Here is a 15,761-nt window from a genome sequence, read left to right on the forward strand (position 1 = left end):
CTCAGGCGTTTTTCAGAATCACGGACTCGAGCACGTCCGCCACATCTTCACAACGATCCGTCACGCTCTCCAGGATCTCGTAGATCTCCTTGAGCTTGATGAGCTCGATGGCGTCCTTGCTCTCGGCGAAGAGCGACCGAAGCGCGGCGTGCAAAAGCTGATCGCCGTGTTTCTCCAGGACGTTCAACTCCTTGACGTGATCGCGAATCTGGAGCAGCTTGCGCTCGTTCAGCTTGTGAATCGCTTCCTGGATCTCCTTGGCACTGCGATGGATGTCCTTCGCGAACTCGATCATCGTCGGCGTTGAACCCGTGACGTCATACAGCGTGAAGCGCACGCTGCAGGCGTGGATGCCGTCGATGATGTCGTCGAGCGTCGTGGCGAGCATGACATAGTCCTCGCGCTCGAGCGGGGTGATGTACGTATTGTTGAGGAGCGAGATGAGTTTGGAAATCAGTTCGTCGCCCTTGTCCTCGTACGTCTTCATGCGACTCGCCAGGGCTCCGAAATCGCCTCCCTGCTCCAGCTCCCGCTGGAACGTCTCGGTCGCTTGCGCGATGTTCTCCGCGATCTCGACCAGAAACGCAAACAGTTGATCACTGCGCTTCGACACGGCTCATCCCCCATTGAATCGAATCGTTAAGAAACTACATGATTCGCGTAAAGCTGTCGTGATGGTTTTGTTAAGTTTCCGTAAAACCTCGACCAAGTTCGACAATGTTCGGAGCTTGGTCACAATCTCACCGCACGGTTCTCTGTGAAGTGTGCCCATTTGGGGAAGATGTGTGCGGAGTGCGCCCGCGATGGCGCCGGTGCGTGCACGCTGAGGGTGAAAGGTACACGGCAAAACCGCATGGATTGGCGAGCCATGAGGAACGTTAACCGCGAGGTGGTTGAGGATGTCTCGACGTCATCGAACGCTCACGGCTCGCCATGAGGAGAATCACTGGGGATGGCCCGTCATTGGAGGGATTGGGGTCGGCCTCGGCGCCACGCTCTTGTGCATCCCGCAAAGCCGCGAGGCCATGTTGAACGCGGTGGGGCGGCTGTTCGACCGCGCTCAGAACGCGCCGTCCGCCAGTCGGCCTTCCACCCACCGAAACAGTCCGTACGGGCCGTGACTGTCCATCGGCCGCGCGCGGGCGCGGCCTCATCTCCCGATGGTGGCGCGCGACGTCACCCTGGCGCGCGGGCCTGCAAAGAAATCGTGCAGGACAAGCGCCGCCGAACCAATGGCGCACGCGTCCCGGCCGAGCGCGGAAGGCTGCACCACCACCTTGGCATAAGGGCTCACCAGGCACCTGGATAGAATGGCCTGCTGCATGGCGTCCGTCACCATGCGCCCGCCTTCGGCCAGCCGATTGCCGAGGATCATCATGGCCGGGTTGAGGCCATTTACCAGGTTGACCGCCCCTGCGCCGAGATACCGCCCGACTGTCTGAAAGGCTTGAAGCGCGGCCGGATCGGACGCTCGAAACCGGGCCAACACCCCGTCGAAGTCCAGTTCCTCGCCGGTCAGCTTGGCGTAGACGGCGATGAGCGCTCGTTCCGAGGCGTACAGTTCCCAGCAACCCACGTTGCCGCACGGGCAGGTTTCCCCGTGCAAATCGATGCTCATGTGGCCAAACTCGCCGGCCATGCCGTCGGCGCCGCGGATGAGCTCGTCCCCGATGACAATCCCTGTTCCGATGCCTGTCCCGGCACTAATGTACACGAGGCTCGACACGTGCGTCGCCGCCCCGTACAGCTTCTCTCCGAGCGCGCCCGCATTGGCCTCGTTGTCGACAAGGACGGGCTTGCCGAACCAACTCTCCATCATAGCCTTGAGCGGAATGTTCTCCCACTTGAGGTGAGGCGCGCGCAACACCACGCCGCGCGCAAAATCCACGAGGCCCGGCACACCGACACCGATGCCGATGACCCCGTAGCGACTCTCTGGCGCTTCGGCGAGCGCCTGCGCAACCGACGCGCGCAACCGCTCAAGCACCTCTTCCGCGCCGAGGTTTCTCGGAAGCGGCACCTCACGCACGCTGAGCGCCCGCGCGGCGAAGTCCGTGATGGCCACGCGGACGTACTCGACGCCCAGTTCCACTCCAAGCACGCTGCCCGCACTGGCGTTGAACAACAGCATGATGGGCCGCCGCCCCACGCGGGATCTCCCCTGTCCCACCTCCAACACCAGCCCGTCGCGGATCAATTCATCCGTGAGCGCGGACACCGTCGCTTTGTTCAGGCCCGTCTCGCTCGAAATCTGGCTGCGCGAAATGGGGCTGTGGAACCGAATGCGGTTTAAGACAATCGACTTGTTGATCTCCTTCATCAGCGCCTGATCTGCCGTTTTCTCCAAGACGAGTCTCCCCTGCGTGATGATGGATCGCACCCAGCATACTCGGTTCCATTGTACCTCATTTGACTGCCCGCAAGCTCAAATTAGGGCGCCCCGCAGACAAATGCGAGGCGCCCTTTTGCCAGCGTCATATCCGCTCGACGCCCACCGCACTCTGGTACACCTTCTCGTGCTCAATCTCCGTCATGACGCCGCCGATCCGCACCATCCCGCGCAGCCGGATGTCCTCCGACGACGCCCCCACCATAAACTCGATCTCGCCCGGCTCCACGACATACCGCATCTCCCGGTTATAAAAGCCGAACTGGTGCGCCGACACCCGAAACCGCACCCGCGCCTTCTCTCCCGGCGCGAGGGCCACTCGTGCGAAGCCGCAGAGTGCCTTCACCGGCCGCGTCACGTCCGCCGCTACATCGCGCGCGTACAGTTGCACCACCTCTTCGCCCGCTCGCGCCCCGACGTTCTCGATGACGCACGACACTTCGACCTCGCCGTGGACGTCAAGCTCATGCGGAGACAGCGCCAGATCCCGGTATGTGAACTCCGTATAGGATAGCCCGTGCCCAAACGGATACAGCGGCAGATTGCTCTCGTCTACATATGCTCCCTTCCAGTGCGACCGGCCCCCCGAGGGCTTATGCCCGTAGTAAATCGGCACCTGCCCGACGCTGCGAGGAATCGTGATGGGCAGTTTCCCGGACGGGTTCACGTCGCCAAACAGGACCGCGGCCACCGCCTCTGCGCCTTCCTCGCCCGGCAGCCACGCCTCGAGAACGGCGTTCGCTCGCTCAGCGATGTCCGGAATGGCGAGCGGCCGGCCGCTCACGAGTACCACGACTGTCTTCGTTCCTGTCGCCATCACTCGGCGCACAAGTTCCTCCTGCCGCCCGATGAGCGAGAGCGTGGCCCTGTCTCGCGATTCCCCTGTCGTGCACGCGTCCGTGAGCCCGGCGCGATCGCCCACCACCACCACGGCCACGTCCGCCCGCGCCGCGAGCGCCACCGCCTCCTCGATCTCGGCATCGTCCCCGTCCAGGATGTCACAGCCCGTGGCGTACACGACCTGGGCGCTCGTGCCCACGCGCTGGCGGATGGCCTCCAGGATGGTCCGCATCGGAATGAACTCGTCGACGTGCTTCACGCCGCTCGGCAGGGGCGTCTGGAACACGTTGTCCTCCGACTGCTCGAGCAGTGACTCGATGTGGCACGGGTACGCGTAGTCCCCCACCAGATTGCGCGTCGTGTGCGCATTCGGCCCGATCACGGCAATGGTGCCTCGGGGCGCGAGGGGCAGAAGCCCGTCGTTTTTGAGGAGGACCATCGACTTCTCCGCCGCCTCGCGCGCCACCCGGCGCTGATCCGCGTTGTCGAAGACGGCGATGGCCGCGCCCTCGTCGACAAACGGGTGATCGAACAGGCCGAGCCGGAATTTCCACGTGAGCACCCGGCGGACGAGTTCGTCGATCTCGGCCGGGCTGACGAGCCCTCGTGCCACGGCCTCGATGAGCGGCTTGCCGTACACGTCACGCGTCGGCAACTCCACGTCCACCCCGGCGCGCACGGCGAGCGCCGCGGCCTCCGCCTTGTCCCTGGCCACCTGATGATATTCGAACAGCTGATTCACAGCGAAATAGTCCGACACCACGAGCCCCTGAAAGCCCCAGCGCCCGCGGAGCGTCTCGCGCAAAAGCCCCGGATTGTCGTGGCAGGGCACGCCATCGAGCTCGTGGTACCCCGGCATGATGGCGCCGAGCCCGGCCTCGCGTACTGCCGCCTCGAACGGGAACAGGTACACCTCTCTCAGCTCGCGCTCCGGAATGTGCGCAGGCGCCCAGTTCATGCCGCCCTCGGACGCCCCATAACCCACGAAATGTTTTCCCGTCGCCATCACGCCCTGGCTCAGGTCATCTCCCTGGAGCCCGCGGACGTACGCGATGCCCATCTGCGCCACGAGGTACGGATCTTCGCCGAACGTCTCCTCCACCCGGCCCCAGCGCGGATCCCGGGCCACATCCAGGAGCGGCGCGAGCGCCTGGCGCGCCCCCACGGCCCGCATTTGATCGCGGATAATGGCGCCAATGCGGCGGGCGAGATCGACATCCCACGTGCTCGCGATGCCGATGGTCTGTGGGAAGCAGGTGGCCCCCTTGGCCATGTAGCCGCTGCACGACTCCTCGTGGATCAGCGCCGGAATGCCGAGGCGCGTGTGATCCCGGAGGTAGCGCTGAATCTGGTTGGCAAGGCGAGCCACATCCGGCGGGTCCAGATTGGTGGCGCCGCCAATACGGGTCACCTGTCCAATGCCCTGCCCGAGCAGGGCTGTGGCTTTCTCGGCGGAGAATTCGAGATCATCCAGGACTTCGAACGCCCAGATGGACGTGAGTTGAGCGACCTTTTCTTCGAGCGTCATATCGGCCAGGAGCGCGTCGACACGCGCTTCAATGGACTGTGCGGGATCGAGATACACGGGTGTCACGGGAAGCCTCCTCACTACTTTCCGAATCCAGCAAGCATGCCTTGCCGCAAATAGCGGCCTCCAAAGATGTAAGCCAAGAATAGCGGTATGGCTGAGAAGACTACTGCAGCCATCGTGACTGGTACGTCCATCGTGTGCTCACCTTGGAATTGCACAATCGCGAGGGGGAGTACTCGGACGCTTGCACTCTGGGTAAGCACCAGCGGAAACAAAAAGTTGTTCCATGACTGGACGAACTGATACACCGCTACCGAGATTAGGGCTGGACGTGCCAAGGGTGCCACGAGTCGGAATACGATTTGAAAATCGTTGGCACCCTCAATCCCCATGGCTTCGTACAATTCATTCGGGATGTCACGAACAAAGTTTACCAGAATCAGCGTGCTTAAGGGTAAGGCAAACGCCACCATAGGGAGTATCATCCCGAGCAGGGTGTCGTATAACCCCAACTTCGTAATCAAGATGTAAACAGGGATAATCGCCGCCTGAACAGGTATGGCTAGCCCCACCACGAACCAGTTGAACACGGTTCGAACCACTGGATTGCGAGTTCGAACAACGACATAAGATAACAGCAAGGAGAAAATGACAATTAACACTACTGTAGAAACCGATACAATCGCGCTGTTAATGAATGCCCTAGTGAACCCGGATTGTATGACCTGATCGTAGTTCTGAAGAGTTGGATGAAGCGGAGGGACCCAAGGATTCCCTAGTAAATATCCGTTCTGCGAACGCAGACTGGTCGTTAAGATATAGAACACTGGATAACACCCAACAACCAGCCATATAACGCCAAATAATTCGAAGAGCAGGTTACCTACGGAGACGCGTCGAAAAGCTTTCATCGAGTCACGCCCCCTCCATCTGACTTTCCATCTTATTAAATCCCGTGAATTTCAGAGTGACGACGGACAACAACAACCCAAACACAGCCAGAACCACCGCGATGACACTACCCGCGCCGATGTTAAGATTGGTAAATGCCTCTTTATACATGTCGATTGCCAAAACCTGTGTTGCGTCACCAGGACCTCCGTTTGTGACAACATAAATCAGGTCAAAGTAAGTCAATGTGCCCGTAAGTATCAACACCGTTGTCGTGGTGATGGTGTACTTCAATTGGGGGAGCGTGATCGAAAAAATGTGCGAATTGGCCCCGCTCCATCGATCATCGCAGCCTCGTACAGCGACCGAGGAATTTGTCGAACACCACTCTGATACAGCAGCGCATTGAATGGTATATACTGCCACGAGATGATACACGCGATCACGAATAGCGCAATGTGCGGGTTTCCTAACCAGTTCTCGAATCCGTTCCCAATCCCCAACGCTTTAAGCAGGTTGTCCATGAGGCCGAACGTGGGGTTTAAAATGTACGACCAAGTTACACCGATAGCGACTGACGAAAACAACAAGGGAATAAAATACAATGCGCCGAACACAGCGCGGTGCCGCTGAGCACCTGCAGTGAAAACACCTATCACGAGCCCCAATGGGTTCTGGAGCACCCAACACCAAAACATCAGCGCAATTGTGAGCCAGAAGGAGTGCCACAACTCCCCACTCGCAAGCATGGATTTCCAATTACCGAGTCCGACCCATGTGGCAGAGCCAACGCCCGACCAATTGAGGCCAGAATAATATACAGCTACGCACATTGGTATGAGTGCGAAAGCCGCAAAAAAGATCACTGCCGGCAACATCATGAGTAGTCGCGATAGAGTAATACGATTGGTAACCAAGCACCCTTCCTCCAAATCAAGACGAGCTCGGTCGATTATCCCAAGCTCGTCCAATTGTGATACAGTCCTCAGGGCAGCCGGCTTATTTAGTCAAATAAGTGTTCATATCCGCCTCAAACTGTGCCACCGACATCTGGCCAACCATGAACTTTCCGAGATCGGTATCCAGCTCATTGCCCTCGGCGGTCGGCAGCGCGGTATCCCATGATTGTTGGAAGTACGGAGCGTTTTTCGCCAGGTTGTAATAGAACGTCTCGTACGCCGCGTCTTTCTGCTTCTTTAACTGGTTTTCAATGCCCTTGACCGCGGGAACGTAGCCGATCTGCAACAGGTCTGCGACGTTCTTCGAATCGAGATTGTTGTCCTTCAAGAACTCAATGGCTCCCTTAATCTTTGCTGGTGAGTCGTAACTTGGAATCGAGTAGAAGTCACTCGGGTTTCCACACACATCATTCGGATTGCCCTTTCCTCCGGGAACCGAAGGGAACGGGAACCAGCCCAAATTCTTCAGGAAAGCGCTGTCGTCCGATGCTATGGTTCCGTAGCCCCAGCTACCCATCAGCCACATCGCGGCCTTGCCACTGTACAAAAGAGCCGCGTCCGAACCGTTATTGGAGCCGATGGAGCTAAAGCCTGGTTCAAAAGCCCCCATGTTCACCAGCTGTTTCATCATGTTCAGAGCCTTCGTGATCACCGGGTTGGACCATGCATTCGGCTTGCCCGCCATGACGTTATCAAACGGTTGTTGCCCGCCAAGCCGGTCAACCAGATATTCAAAGTACATCAGATCTGGCCAGTTATCTTGACCACCCAGGGAAATCGGAATGATTCCCTTGCTTTTGAAGAACTGAATATCGCTCAGCAGTTGGTTCCATGTTTTAGGTGGGGTGAGATGGTACTGAGCGAACAGTTGCTTATTGTAGAAAAAGTTCACCGGTTGCAGATTGCCGTAAGGAACGCCGTACACATGCCCGTTGAACGTAATGGATTTCATCACAGAAGGGAGAAACCGATTTGCCCAAGACGGATCGGCTTTCAAGTACGGCGTTAGATCAAGCACATCTCCCGCCTTAACGAACGTATAGAGTCGACCGCCGCCCCAGTTACTGAACACGTCCGCTGCTTGATGCGCACCCATCGCAATTTGCAGCTTCTGAAGGTACGGGGTTGACTCAAAGTACTCTCCGGTCATGTGATATCCAGGATGCGTTGCGTTGAAGCGAGCTATCGCCTTGTTGTCTACTTGCTCAGCCAAACCGGAATCGACGTTCCAAAGCGTCAACTGCACTTGCTTCGCGCTCGCCGAGCCCGTGGAGGACACTTGATTCGAGTTGGACTGCGATTCTGTGCCACAGGCCGTCACAGCGATGGTTGCCACAGCCGCCAAACCGACCGCAGCGATCTTACGCACATCCTTAGCCATAGAAAGTACCCCCTCTTTGCACCTTAATTTGTTCACCAAACAAATACACCATGCATTATACCCCTCCAAAATCGATTTTGCAATCGCTTTCTGCGCGTTTTGTCCATGGAGAATAATCGTATTAATGAAGAATCACCCAATTAAGGGGGCCGCCGGGCCCTCGGTCTTTGCGTGCTCGTGCGGACGCTTCCATCGTTCGCATTCAGCGGCCACAGTGTCATTCGCAAGGGATGCTTCGAAACTTCAAACCTCTTCTGGATTTGTGTGGTCCGATAGATGAATACGAAACAGTCATACATGCATGTTTCTTACTGAATCTCGCTCCATGAGATCTGGAATAAGATGTTTGTCGCCACTATGTGCCGGCTCACCTGCCATCATGTTGAGAATCATTCTGGCAACCCTTCTACCCAGTTCAAACCACGGTTGCCTTACCGTCGTAAGTGCAGGACACTGCAATATCATCGTATCCGACGATGGACACGTCGTCTGGGACATGTATACCCTGCAATAAAGCTTCCCTCAGAGCGCCAATTGCCATGTAGTCGTTAAAGCAAAAGATAACCGAGGGAAGACGCTTGGACCTCAGTATTTTCCTCATTGCATTTTGGCCTCCGTCTACATCAAACAGGCCGTCTGCAATCCACTCGTCGCAAATTTCTATATCGAGTTCATCACAGCACGCTCGTACCGCAATTAGTTGTTGCATACGACAGGAAAGTCCTTTGGGATGGTGTCATGAAGGTATTGCGTCACTCCCTCGAACTGAGGCAATACCAGCAACCCATTAACGGACTGTTCAAGCGCCTTTTTGGAGAGCACCTCAAGCTTGTCTGGCGTCACGATGTCAAACTGAACCGAGTAACCTTCCGCCTCCAAAACTTGACATGCACCAGCGGTCACGTGAAAAGCATAGTCCACAAATCGGAGATGCAAATCAACATTAACCAAATAAATACCGATGGAGAAAACTCTACTAGCACGCAAACTTCGAGCACTCATCTTGGGATGATAATTTAATTGCTTTACGGCCTCAAATATCCGCTTGCGGGTCTTCTCGCTCACGGGCCGCGTCACATTGAGAGCCCAGGATACGGTAGCCGGAGATACACCGGCTAACTTCGCAATGTCTTTCACAGCTGCCAATCGTCCGCCCCCAGTTTCAACAATCCCCAATGTAAATAAAATTCAAATAAAATTATATGACTATACCATATTTATTCTCCTCGTCGAAGCGTCGCACGTTATTTAAGGCATGCGCTTTGATCACCAAATCACTAAAACGATTTGGTTGCCGCAATAGGATTTTTCGGCTCATCTCCCCCCACCCGTGAACTCTTCCCGCCTCTCACCGGTCCATGCCCACGGTGATGGAAAGGAGTGATCGCGTGATTCACGCGGCGCTGTTAAACCCGTTCGACGTGCACCTGTACCACCTCATCAACGGCCTGGCGGGAAAGAACAAGCTACTGGACGACGTCATGATCTTCTTCGCGAAGGACGCGCTCGAGCTGTATGCGGCGCTGTTCATCGCCTATTGGTTTGCTCTGCCCAAGGACGATCTCCAAAGCCGCAACCAACTCGCCGTCGCAGGTTTCTCTGGCGTGCTCGCCCTTGTGTTGAACGTCGTCATCTCGCACTTTGTCTGGTTTCGGCCGCGCCCGTTCGTGGTGTTTCCGAAGGGCACGTACACTGAGCTCATCCCGCATCCCGCGGATGCCTCGTTTCCGAGCGATCACAGCGCCGGATCGTGGGGGTTTGCCGGAGGCTCGTGGGGGCGCACGCCGAGGTGGATTTGGCTACCCTTCACGGTCATCGCGGTGCTCGTGATGATCGCGCGGGTGTTCGTGGGCGTGCACTATCCGACCGACGTGATCGGCGGAATGGTCGTGGGCCTTTTGGCGAGCGCGGTGGTGCGCCAGCTCGCATCGCGCATCATGCCCCTGACGCGGCTCGTGGCAAGGCCCTTCGGCTACGGAAGGACCACGGAAGAAGCACAGCGCGCCGGACACACCTCGCGCAGTTGACAGGCTGACCAAGAGACCCCAGCCCGCTGGAGACCTTCGAGGCCCACGCCCGTTCACACGACGACTTGAAAAGCCCTTCCGGCAGCGTCCGGAAGGGCTTTTTCGCGCGGTAAATCCTTACGTCGAGGCCCGATTGGATCTGCGGCGATGACGCCAGCGCCACAGCCATTCGGCGGTCACGCCGACGCCGGCGAGCCACAGGACCAGAAACAAAATCTGGCCGATGATGGGAATGCTAGAAAACGCGACGATGAAACTCACGCCGGCAAGCGCCGCCTTCCACACTTCTCGCGCGCGATCCCGCCCGACAATCATCCGGCCAATCCAGACCGATACGACGGCGAGGCCGACGACGGCGCCTATCGCGTAGAGTGCCAGGCAGAGCGCCGCCACCGGGATGCCGACGAGCGTCGCCGCGAGAAGTCCGGCGAGCGCCAGTACAGCCAGGGTGACAAACACGCCGCTCAGGCCGGCTCGGCGCGCGGACTTCTCGAGTTCGGCGAGGGGCACCTCGATGCTCTCGCGCAAGGCCGCCGCGATGACGGTGAGCAGGGCGGTGAGGACAATCCCGACCGCGAGGAGGCCCATCCACGCCACCAGCGCGCCGAGGCCCGCGACAATGGCGCCGCTCCAGAACGGGTTGCCGAGGGTCGCGTGGAGCAGCTTGTGCACCGTCGCGCCGGGCAGCGTGCGCACCTCACCGCCGAGATCGATGACGGTGTCCACGCGGGCGGTGGGGAGAAGATCCACGTTGCCGTTCACGACCAGGACGTGATCGGCCGTCCCGCCGATGGTCAGGTCGTGGCCGACGACGACGATGTCCCCGACCGACTGGCCCGGCAACACGTCGGTCGCGCTCGTTCGGATGAGCCCCTGATTCGAGACGACGGACGCCTCGGTAACGGTGGGCGCGGTGGCGAACAGCACGAGGCCGCCGATGGCCGCGGCCAGACTTCGCTTCGCCCACCTCATCGCCAGACGACCTCGCTTCTCGTCCAATGGAGCGCCCGCCGCAGACAGGTGAGCGATAGCACGAGGATGATGAGGCTCAGGGCGCCCAGCACTACGAGCCACTCCGCGTGCACGGACCAGGGCAGCGCAAACAGCGCGCGAACCATGGCCAGGGCAAAATGAAACAGAATCGCCGCGGCAGATGCGGCGGGCAGATTGACAGCGGCGAGGACGAACGCCACCCCCAACGCCAAGCTCGCGAAGTACACGTAGGCGAGTCGGCGCGACTGCACCTCTTGGCGCGACAGTCCAAGGGCGTTCAGGACGCGCATGGGCATGTCAACCGGCGCCGTGAGCGTTCGCGCCCACAACACCAACGCGCGTTCATCGTCCCGCATGGCGTGGACAAGCCCTCGGCAGCGCGCGCATGCCGCGAGATGTGCCTCGACGCGGGCCTTGTCGTCCTTCGCGAGCTTGCCGTCCAGGTACGCGGACAACATGGGCTCCACGAACTCACACGATTGCATCAGCTATCACCCCTCTCGCCGCTCAGGTATGTGCGCAGTTGCATGCGCGCGTGATGCAGGCGGGATCGCACGGTGCCAATGGGAATGTCAAGCACCTGGGCAATCTCGTCGTACTCAAGGCCGTGCACCGCCCGCAGGACAATCACTGTCCGGTGCTCGGGACTGAGCTTGGCCAACGCGCGTTCCAGGTCAATCCGGAGCGAAGCGGCGTCCTCACCTCCGGCGACGGAACCGTGAATCTCCTCGGTGGGATCCTGCGCGCGGCGCGCCTTGGCCTGCACCATGTCGAGCGAGATGCGGACCGCGATGCGCGCGAGCCACGTCGGAAACGTGCGGTCCTCGCGAAGCCGTCCGAGCGAGCGAAACGCGCGGATGAACGCTTCCTGCGTCGCATCTTCGGCGTCCGCGGCGTTCTGCAGGATGCCATAGGCGGTTCGATATACAAAGGACTGATAATTGCGCACAAGGGTTTCAATCGCCTGCGGATCGCCGTGCCGCGCTCGGCGTATCAGTTCGAGGTCCGCTTGTTCCAAACGGGCATCACCTCCGTCGGCGAGCGTCGGTCCGCCCCTAAGCCAGGCGCGCCATGGACTCAGCCGCAGGGATCCGCACGATAGACGTCTCCCACCGCGCCGCGGTTCAATCCGAAGGTGGGCGTTGAGATTGCGGCAGCCCCCTTGCCTCCATTGTACCCGTACGCACGGGGTACAAGAAGCTGGAAAGCAAAATCGGCCGCTCCGCGCGCGGCGGAACAGCCGATTCACTGAGGGTGTGCGCCATCGTTGAACCTGGAACTCAGCAGTTGCCTCCTGGGCAACCGGGGTCGACCGTGACGTTCTTCGTCTCGGGCTGCATCACGTAACGCGGAACGTTGACGATGAACTGGCGATTCACCCGCACCACGGGCTGGATAATGGGCACCTCCCGGCAAACGTAGCAGTCGTTGTACTCGTAGATGGGCGGGCATACAATCGGCGGGCATGGCTTCATCATGACCTGCATCCTCCCTTGTACCCTGAGTATTCGCGGGATACTACAGGATACTGGGCCGCCGACCTTCCTGGCGCGGCGCGTGTCCCGGATGAAGCCCGCCGGCGAAAACTTCTGTCTGACGGACGCCTAGGACACGCCCGCGACGTCCACGGCGTGATCGGCCGTGTCCCGCGAATACCAGCGGATGCCGATGGACGGGTGTATCCCATCGGAGGGATTGTGGACGACCATGGCGGGATCGATGGGGCGGTCACCGAGTTCCAGCACGGTGCGGCGCGGGTTCTGGGTGTAAAACGTGATCCCGCGCACCTCGTCGAGCGTGGGAGCGTGCCGGCCCAAGACGGGATCGTCCACGGCGCGGATGTGGATATACGTGCGGCCAAAGGCGTGGGTCACGTCGTAGCGCAGGTGATCCCGGGTGACGTTGTAGTGGAGCAGGCGGCTGGTGCGCGTCACGAGCAGTCTGCCGCTTCGCTCGTGCTCCGCGAGGCGCTCGAGCGCCGCCACGGCGTCGCTTGGCAGCACGCCTGGGTACGGCGTGCCACAAAGGTGCTGCGCCACGACGGCGAACCCGCCGTCCGACTCGAGGCGTGCGAGGTGCGCCTGGGAGAGTTGCTCGCGGAGCCCGTAGGGGGTCCAGTTCCACACGACCGCGCCCTGTGGCGTGTAGCGCTCGTTCGTGTAGCGCCAAAATCCCCATACGCGCCGCCCATCCGCGAGGCGTAGAGGAAACACGACGGACGGGCGCGAGAACACGTTGCTCGAGATGTCCGGCCACACGAATCGAATGCCGTAGGGAAGGGTCAGATCCGTGTGGTAATACGGCGATCCCGGCAGATCGCCTTGCTGATACGCATAGAAGCGCCCGCGACCTCGCGCGCCAAAGTTGTCGACATTGGACCGATTGCCGTGATCCGTCCACACCTCGACGAAGTCACCGTTGGCTTTCAGCGCGGCGACAGCTTGCGCGGCGAGATGGCGCCGAAAACGCGTCGTCTCTTGATTCATCTGGCTGAAGTCGCCGTAGGTGTGCAGGGTGTCGATCCAGCCGTCGCGGATATACGCGTGGATGGCCTTGGCGCCGTAGGGCACCTGGCTCGTGCCGCGGAAGTAGGAGAACTCGCGCTGAAGCGGAACGCGCCCCACTTCGTCCACGATGTGGCGCTGGTCGTTCGCGTTATACACGAAGAACGAGTCGGCGTAGTCGAGTCCGAGTCCCCGGCCGAGTGGGGTCATTTGTGTCGTATTGATAAAGCGATGCACCAGGTTGAATTTGCGCAGCGTCTGACTGTCCGCATCCGAGGACAGAGCCAGCATGGCCCGATACGGATACGGGAACCGGCGCAAACCGTACACCGTCGGCGCGGCGGAAGCCGACTGCCACTCGACCGCTGCCGGATGCGCCCCGCGAACGGCGCGCGGACCTGCTCCCGCGCGCACCGCGCCAGGCAACATCGCGGCCGCCGCGCCGATGGCTATGCCCGTGATTGCAAGCAGGCGAGCCCACCTGCCCTCCATGCAACCACCTCCTCCCCCTCGTGTTCCCGAAGAGGGGGGTGGCTATGTGACACACGAGGCGCAGGTTGCAGGAGAAAAAGGAAAACTCGCCCACGGCGCTGCGAAGCCTCTCGTTAGGTCATCTCCGCGTCCTCGGTCGGACTGCAAGCGCCGTTTGCCTCGTCCGCATCGGCCGCGAACAGTCCCATTCCGAAGTGGCAGTTCGCGCCGAGCGCGATAGGGCCATACACAGGTTCCGCAAACTCCAGGCGCCAGAACGAGCCCCACCGTCCGGGGATGTTCTGCCGCTTCCCGTAGCGCAGCCGACGGAATTTGTGCGCGGGCACCGATTGTCCCGCGATATGGGCCGCCGCACGAGGCGTGATGGCCACGGGTTCCGGCAGGCCCCGAAGCTTTAGTTCCTTGCGAATCTGCTCGACGGGCCCGAATTTGGCCCCGCCGTGCTTTGCATGCCACGGGTGAAGATACGGCGTGACGGAAACAAAGATGCGCGCAGGCCCCACCAGGCCATCCTCGAGCACAGGCGTGGCCCTCTCTCCCACCCTCGGGACGCGCCACAGATCTTCGAGCCAAACGCGCCACCTGCGCTTCGGGCCCGGCCACCAGTCCGGCGTCACGAGCGTTCGGATGCGCTCTAGCGCCGCAATGACGCCTTCGGGAAACGGCTCCTGCGCGTAGATGAGCACGTGATCCAAGAGGCCGTCGTGATCGAGATCCTCGGGCAGCACAAACACGTGCTGATGGCCTCGCCGGCTGACGGCCCCCGGCTCATTCGGCTCGTGCCCCGTGATGATGAGCGGGGCCGGCTCGTCGCGATCGTCGTAACGGCTCAGGATGGACTGATGAAAGACCTCCGAGATGTCCAACGCATCGGTGACCCGAGGACGGGCCGCATCAGCGATGGCATATCGGGCGGCATTCACCTCTGCTCGATTCGCCAACAGACGATACGAACGCCTTGCCCTTCTCGCACCGCGCCCCGCAAGTCCCTCCAGGACATAGGTCACTGGACGCGCCGCGGGCGAAGGAACGACGCCATCGCCTTGTGTGAGGGCATCCAACAGGTGGGCAGGTCTTCGACCGGCGGATGATGCCGGAGCGCTCACCCACGTGTGCGAAGGCAGCGGACATAGCCACTGCACGCGAACTCGGCGCTCAGCCTGCGGCTCACCGGATTCGGCGAAAGAGGCTGGGCGCGCATCCACTCGATCCGGCACCTTGTGCAACACGTGGCAATGGAGCCAGTCCGCCGCAGACCATGCAGCCGGAAGCTCATCCAAGATTTTTTCCAAGATCTCTAATTCGTCCGACTGAAGTGATAGATGAGGCCAAAATACGCAGAGTGCTGACGGGCGAGGAACACGTAGGATGGCGCAAAGAGCGCGCCCTGCCGGATCCGGATGCGAGAGCTCGACGCCCAGCGGAAGCGTGTAGACCGGCGGCTCCAGCGATAGCGCTTCCACGAGCGCATGAAGCGATCCACGAAAGCCTGTCAAGTGGAGCCGCATGCGGGTGGCGGTCGCGACAAGCGCCCGCAAAATCCGCCACGGTGAAGGAGGCCATTCGATTTCCGATTCCATGGGCTTCTCGAGAGGCACGGAGTGCGCGCCTGCGGCGAAACGGAACGCGATGCCGATCACGGTGCCACTTCCCTCTCTGCATGATTCGCGCATGGGGATGGCGCGGAGATGGAGCGTAGGCGACGCAGAGCTCCCATTTCTTTCCCAATTCTCAGAAACCTTGATGGGGCATTC

Annotated in this window: 18 protein-coding genes; 2 read left to right on the top strand and 16 right to left on the bottom strand. The window is 60.2% G+C overall.

Annotated elements, in window-relative coordinates:
- Position 1: 1 nt before the first annotated feature.
- Positions 2-613 (bottom strand): DUF47 domain-containing protein, encoded by a 612-nt coding sequence (locus TC41_RS13540; protein ID WP_008339331.1) that lies wholly within the window; start codon positions 611-613, stop codon positions 2-4.
- A 286-nt stretch (positions 614-899) separates the two neighbouring features.
- Here TC41_RS13540 and TC41_RS13545 point away from each other — a divergent pair, with 286 nt between their 5' ends.
- Positions 900-1,121 carry a hypothetical protein gene (locus tag TC41_RS13545; RefSeq protein ID WP_014465638.1) on the top strand — a complete coding sequence of 74 codons (222 nt, stop codon included), beginning with the start codon at positions 900-902 and terminating at the stop codon, positions 1,119-1,121.
- Between the two features lie 29 nt (positions 1,122-1,150).
- Here TC41_RS13545 and TC41_RS13550 read toward each other — a convergent pair whose 3' ends face one another.
- The 9 genes from TC41_RS13550 to TC41_RS16350 all read right to left on the bottom strand — a co-directional run bounded on the left by TC41_RS13550 (position 1,151) and on the right by TC41_RS16350 (position 9,128).
- The gene (locus tag TC41_RS13550; protein ID WP_041695942.1) at positions 1,151-2,320 is read right to left on the bottom strand and encodes an ROK family protein; all 1,170 of its coding nucleotides are present in this window, start codon (positions 2,318-2,320) and stop codon (positions 1,151-1,153) included.
- Positions 2,321-2,474: 154 nt separating this feature from the next.
- Complete coding sequence (locus TC41_RS13555; protein WP_041695494.1) at positions 2,475-4,823, bottom strand: glycoside hydrolase family 3 N-terminal domain-containing protein; 2,349 nt, start codon at positions 4,821-4,823, stop codon at positions 2,475-2,477.
- 14 nt (positions 4,824-4,837) lie between these two features.
- A complete protein-coding gene (locus tag TC41_RS13560) occupies positions 4,838-5,422 on the bottom strand; it encodes a carbohydrate ABC transporter permease (protein ID WP_014465641.1) in 585 nt (194 codons plus the stop codon).
- A 253-nt stretch (positions 5,423-5,675) separates the two neighbouring features.
- The gene (locus TC41_RS16605; protein ID WP_202797557.1) at positions 5,676-5,945 is read right to left on the bottom strand and encodes a sugar ABC transporter permease; all 270 of its coding nucleotides are present in this window, start codon (positions 5,943-5,945) and stop codon (positions 5,676-5,678) included.
- On the bottom strand, positions 5,942-6,568 hold the full coding sequence (locus TC41_RS13565) for a carbohydrate ABC transporter permease (protein WP_202797558.1): 627 nt from the start codon (positions 6,566-6,568) through the stop codon (positions 5,942-5,944). Before TC41_RS13565 ends, TC41_RS16605 begins: the two co-directional genes overlap by 4 nt.
- Positions 6,569-6,650: 82 nt before the next feature.
- The gene (locus tag TC41_RS13570) at positions 6,651-7,991 is read right to left on the bottom strand and encodes an ABC transporter substrate-binding protein (protein WP_014465644.1); all 1,341 of its coding nucleotides are present in this window, start codon (positions 7,989-7,991) and stop codon (positions 6,651-6,653) included.
- Positions 7,992-8,282: 291 nt separating this feature from the next.
- The gene (locus TC41_RS17325) at positions 8,283-8,489 is read right to left on the bottom strand and encodes a substrate-binding domain-containing protein (RefSeq protein ID WP_148260220.1); all 207 of its coding nucleotides are present in this window, start codon (positions 8,487-8,489) and stop codon (positions 8,283-8,285) included.
- Positions 8,407-8,700 (bottom strand): substrate-binding domain-containing protein, encoded by a 294-nt coding sequence (locus tag TC41_RS17330; RefSeq protein ID WP_148260221.1) that lies wholly within the window; start codon positions 8,698-8,700, stop codon positions 8,407-8,409. The genes TC41_RS17325 and TC41_RS17330 overlap by 83 nt, the downstream gene beginning before the upstream one ends.
- Positions 8,688-9,128 (bottom strand): LacI family DNA-binding transcriptional regulator, encoded by a 441-nt coding sequence (locus TC41_RS16350; RefSeq protein ID WP_237700125.1) that lies wholly within the window; start codon positions 9,126-9,128, stop codon positions 8,688-8,690. Before TC41_RS16350 ends, TC41_RS17330 begins: the two co-directional genes overlap by 13 nt.
- A 233-nt stretch (positions 9,129-9,361) precedes the next feature.
- On the opposite strand from TC41_RS16350, the gene TC41_RS13580 reads away from it, so the two are divergent.
- Positions 9,362-10,018, top strand: a complete 657-nt coding sequence (locus TC41_RS13580; protein ID WP_237700126.1) for an undecaprenyl-diphosphatase — start codon at positions 9,362-9,364, stop codon at positions 10,016-10,018.
- Between the two features lie 117 nt (positions 10,019-10,135).
- On the opposite strand, the gene TC41_RS13585 is transcribed toward TC41_RS13580, so the two are convergent.
- The 6 genes from TC41_RS13585 to csb2 form a co-directional block, all read right to left on the bottom strand.
- Positions 10,136-10,990, bottom strand: a complete 855-nt coding sequence (locus TC41_RS13585) for a hypothetical protein (RefSeq protein WP_014465647.1) — start codon at positions 10,988-10,990, stop codon at positions 10,136-10,138.
- Positions 10,987-11,496 (bottom strand): anti-sigma factor family protein, encoded by a 510-nt coding sequence (locus TC41_RS13590; protein ID WP_014465648.1) that lies wholly within the window; start codon positions 11,494-11,496, stop codon positions 10,987-10,989. Before TC41_RS13590 ends, TC41_RS13585 begins: the two co-directional genes overlap by 4 nt.
- Positions 11,496-12,029 (bottom strand): RNA polymerase sigma factor, encoded by a 534-nt coding sequence (locus TC41_RS13595; protein ID WP_014465649.1) that lies wholly within the window; start codon positions 12,027-12,029, stop codon positions 11,496-11,498. The genes TC41_RS13590 and TC41_RS13595 overlap by 1 nt, the downstream gene beginning before the upstream one ends.
- A gap of 262 nt (positions 12,030-12,291) precedes the next feature.
- On the bottom strand, positions 12,292-12,489 hold the full coding sequence (locus TC41_RS13600) for a hypothetical protein (protein WP_008339338.1): 198 nt from the start codon (positions 12,487-12,489) through the stop codon (positions 12,292-12,294).
- 126 nt (positions 12,490-12,615) lie between these two features.
- A complete protein-coding gene (locus TC41_RS13605) occupies positions 12,616-14,007 on the bottom strand; it encodes a hypothetical protein (protein WP_014465651.1) in 1,392 nt (463 codons plus the stop codon).
- Between the two features lie 113 nt (positions 14,008-14,120).
- Positions 14,121-15,680: a type I-G CRISPR-associated protein Csb2 gene (gene csb2 / locus TC41_RS13610; RefSeq protein ID WP_014465652.1), complete on the bottom strand. Its 1,560-nt coding sequence runs from the start codon at positions 15,678-15,680 to the stop codon at positions 14,121-14,123.
- Positions 15,681-15,761: the final 81 nt, after the last annotated feature.

The organism is Alicyclobacillus acidocaldarius subsp. acidocaldarius Tc-4-1, from assembly GCF_000219875.1.
Taxonomy (GTDB): Bacteria; Bacillota; Bacilli; order Alicyclobacillales; family Alicyclobacillaceae; genus Alicyclobacillus; species Alicyclobacillus acidocaldarius_A.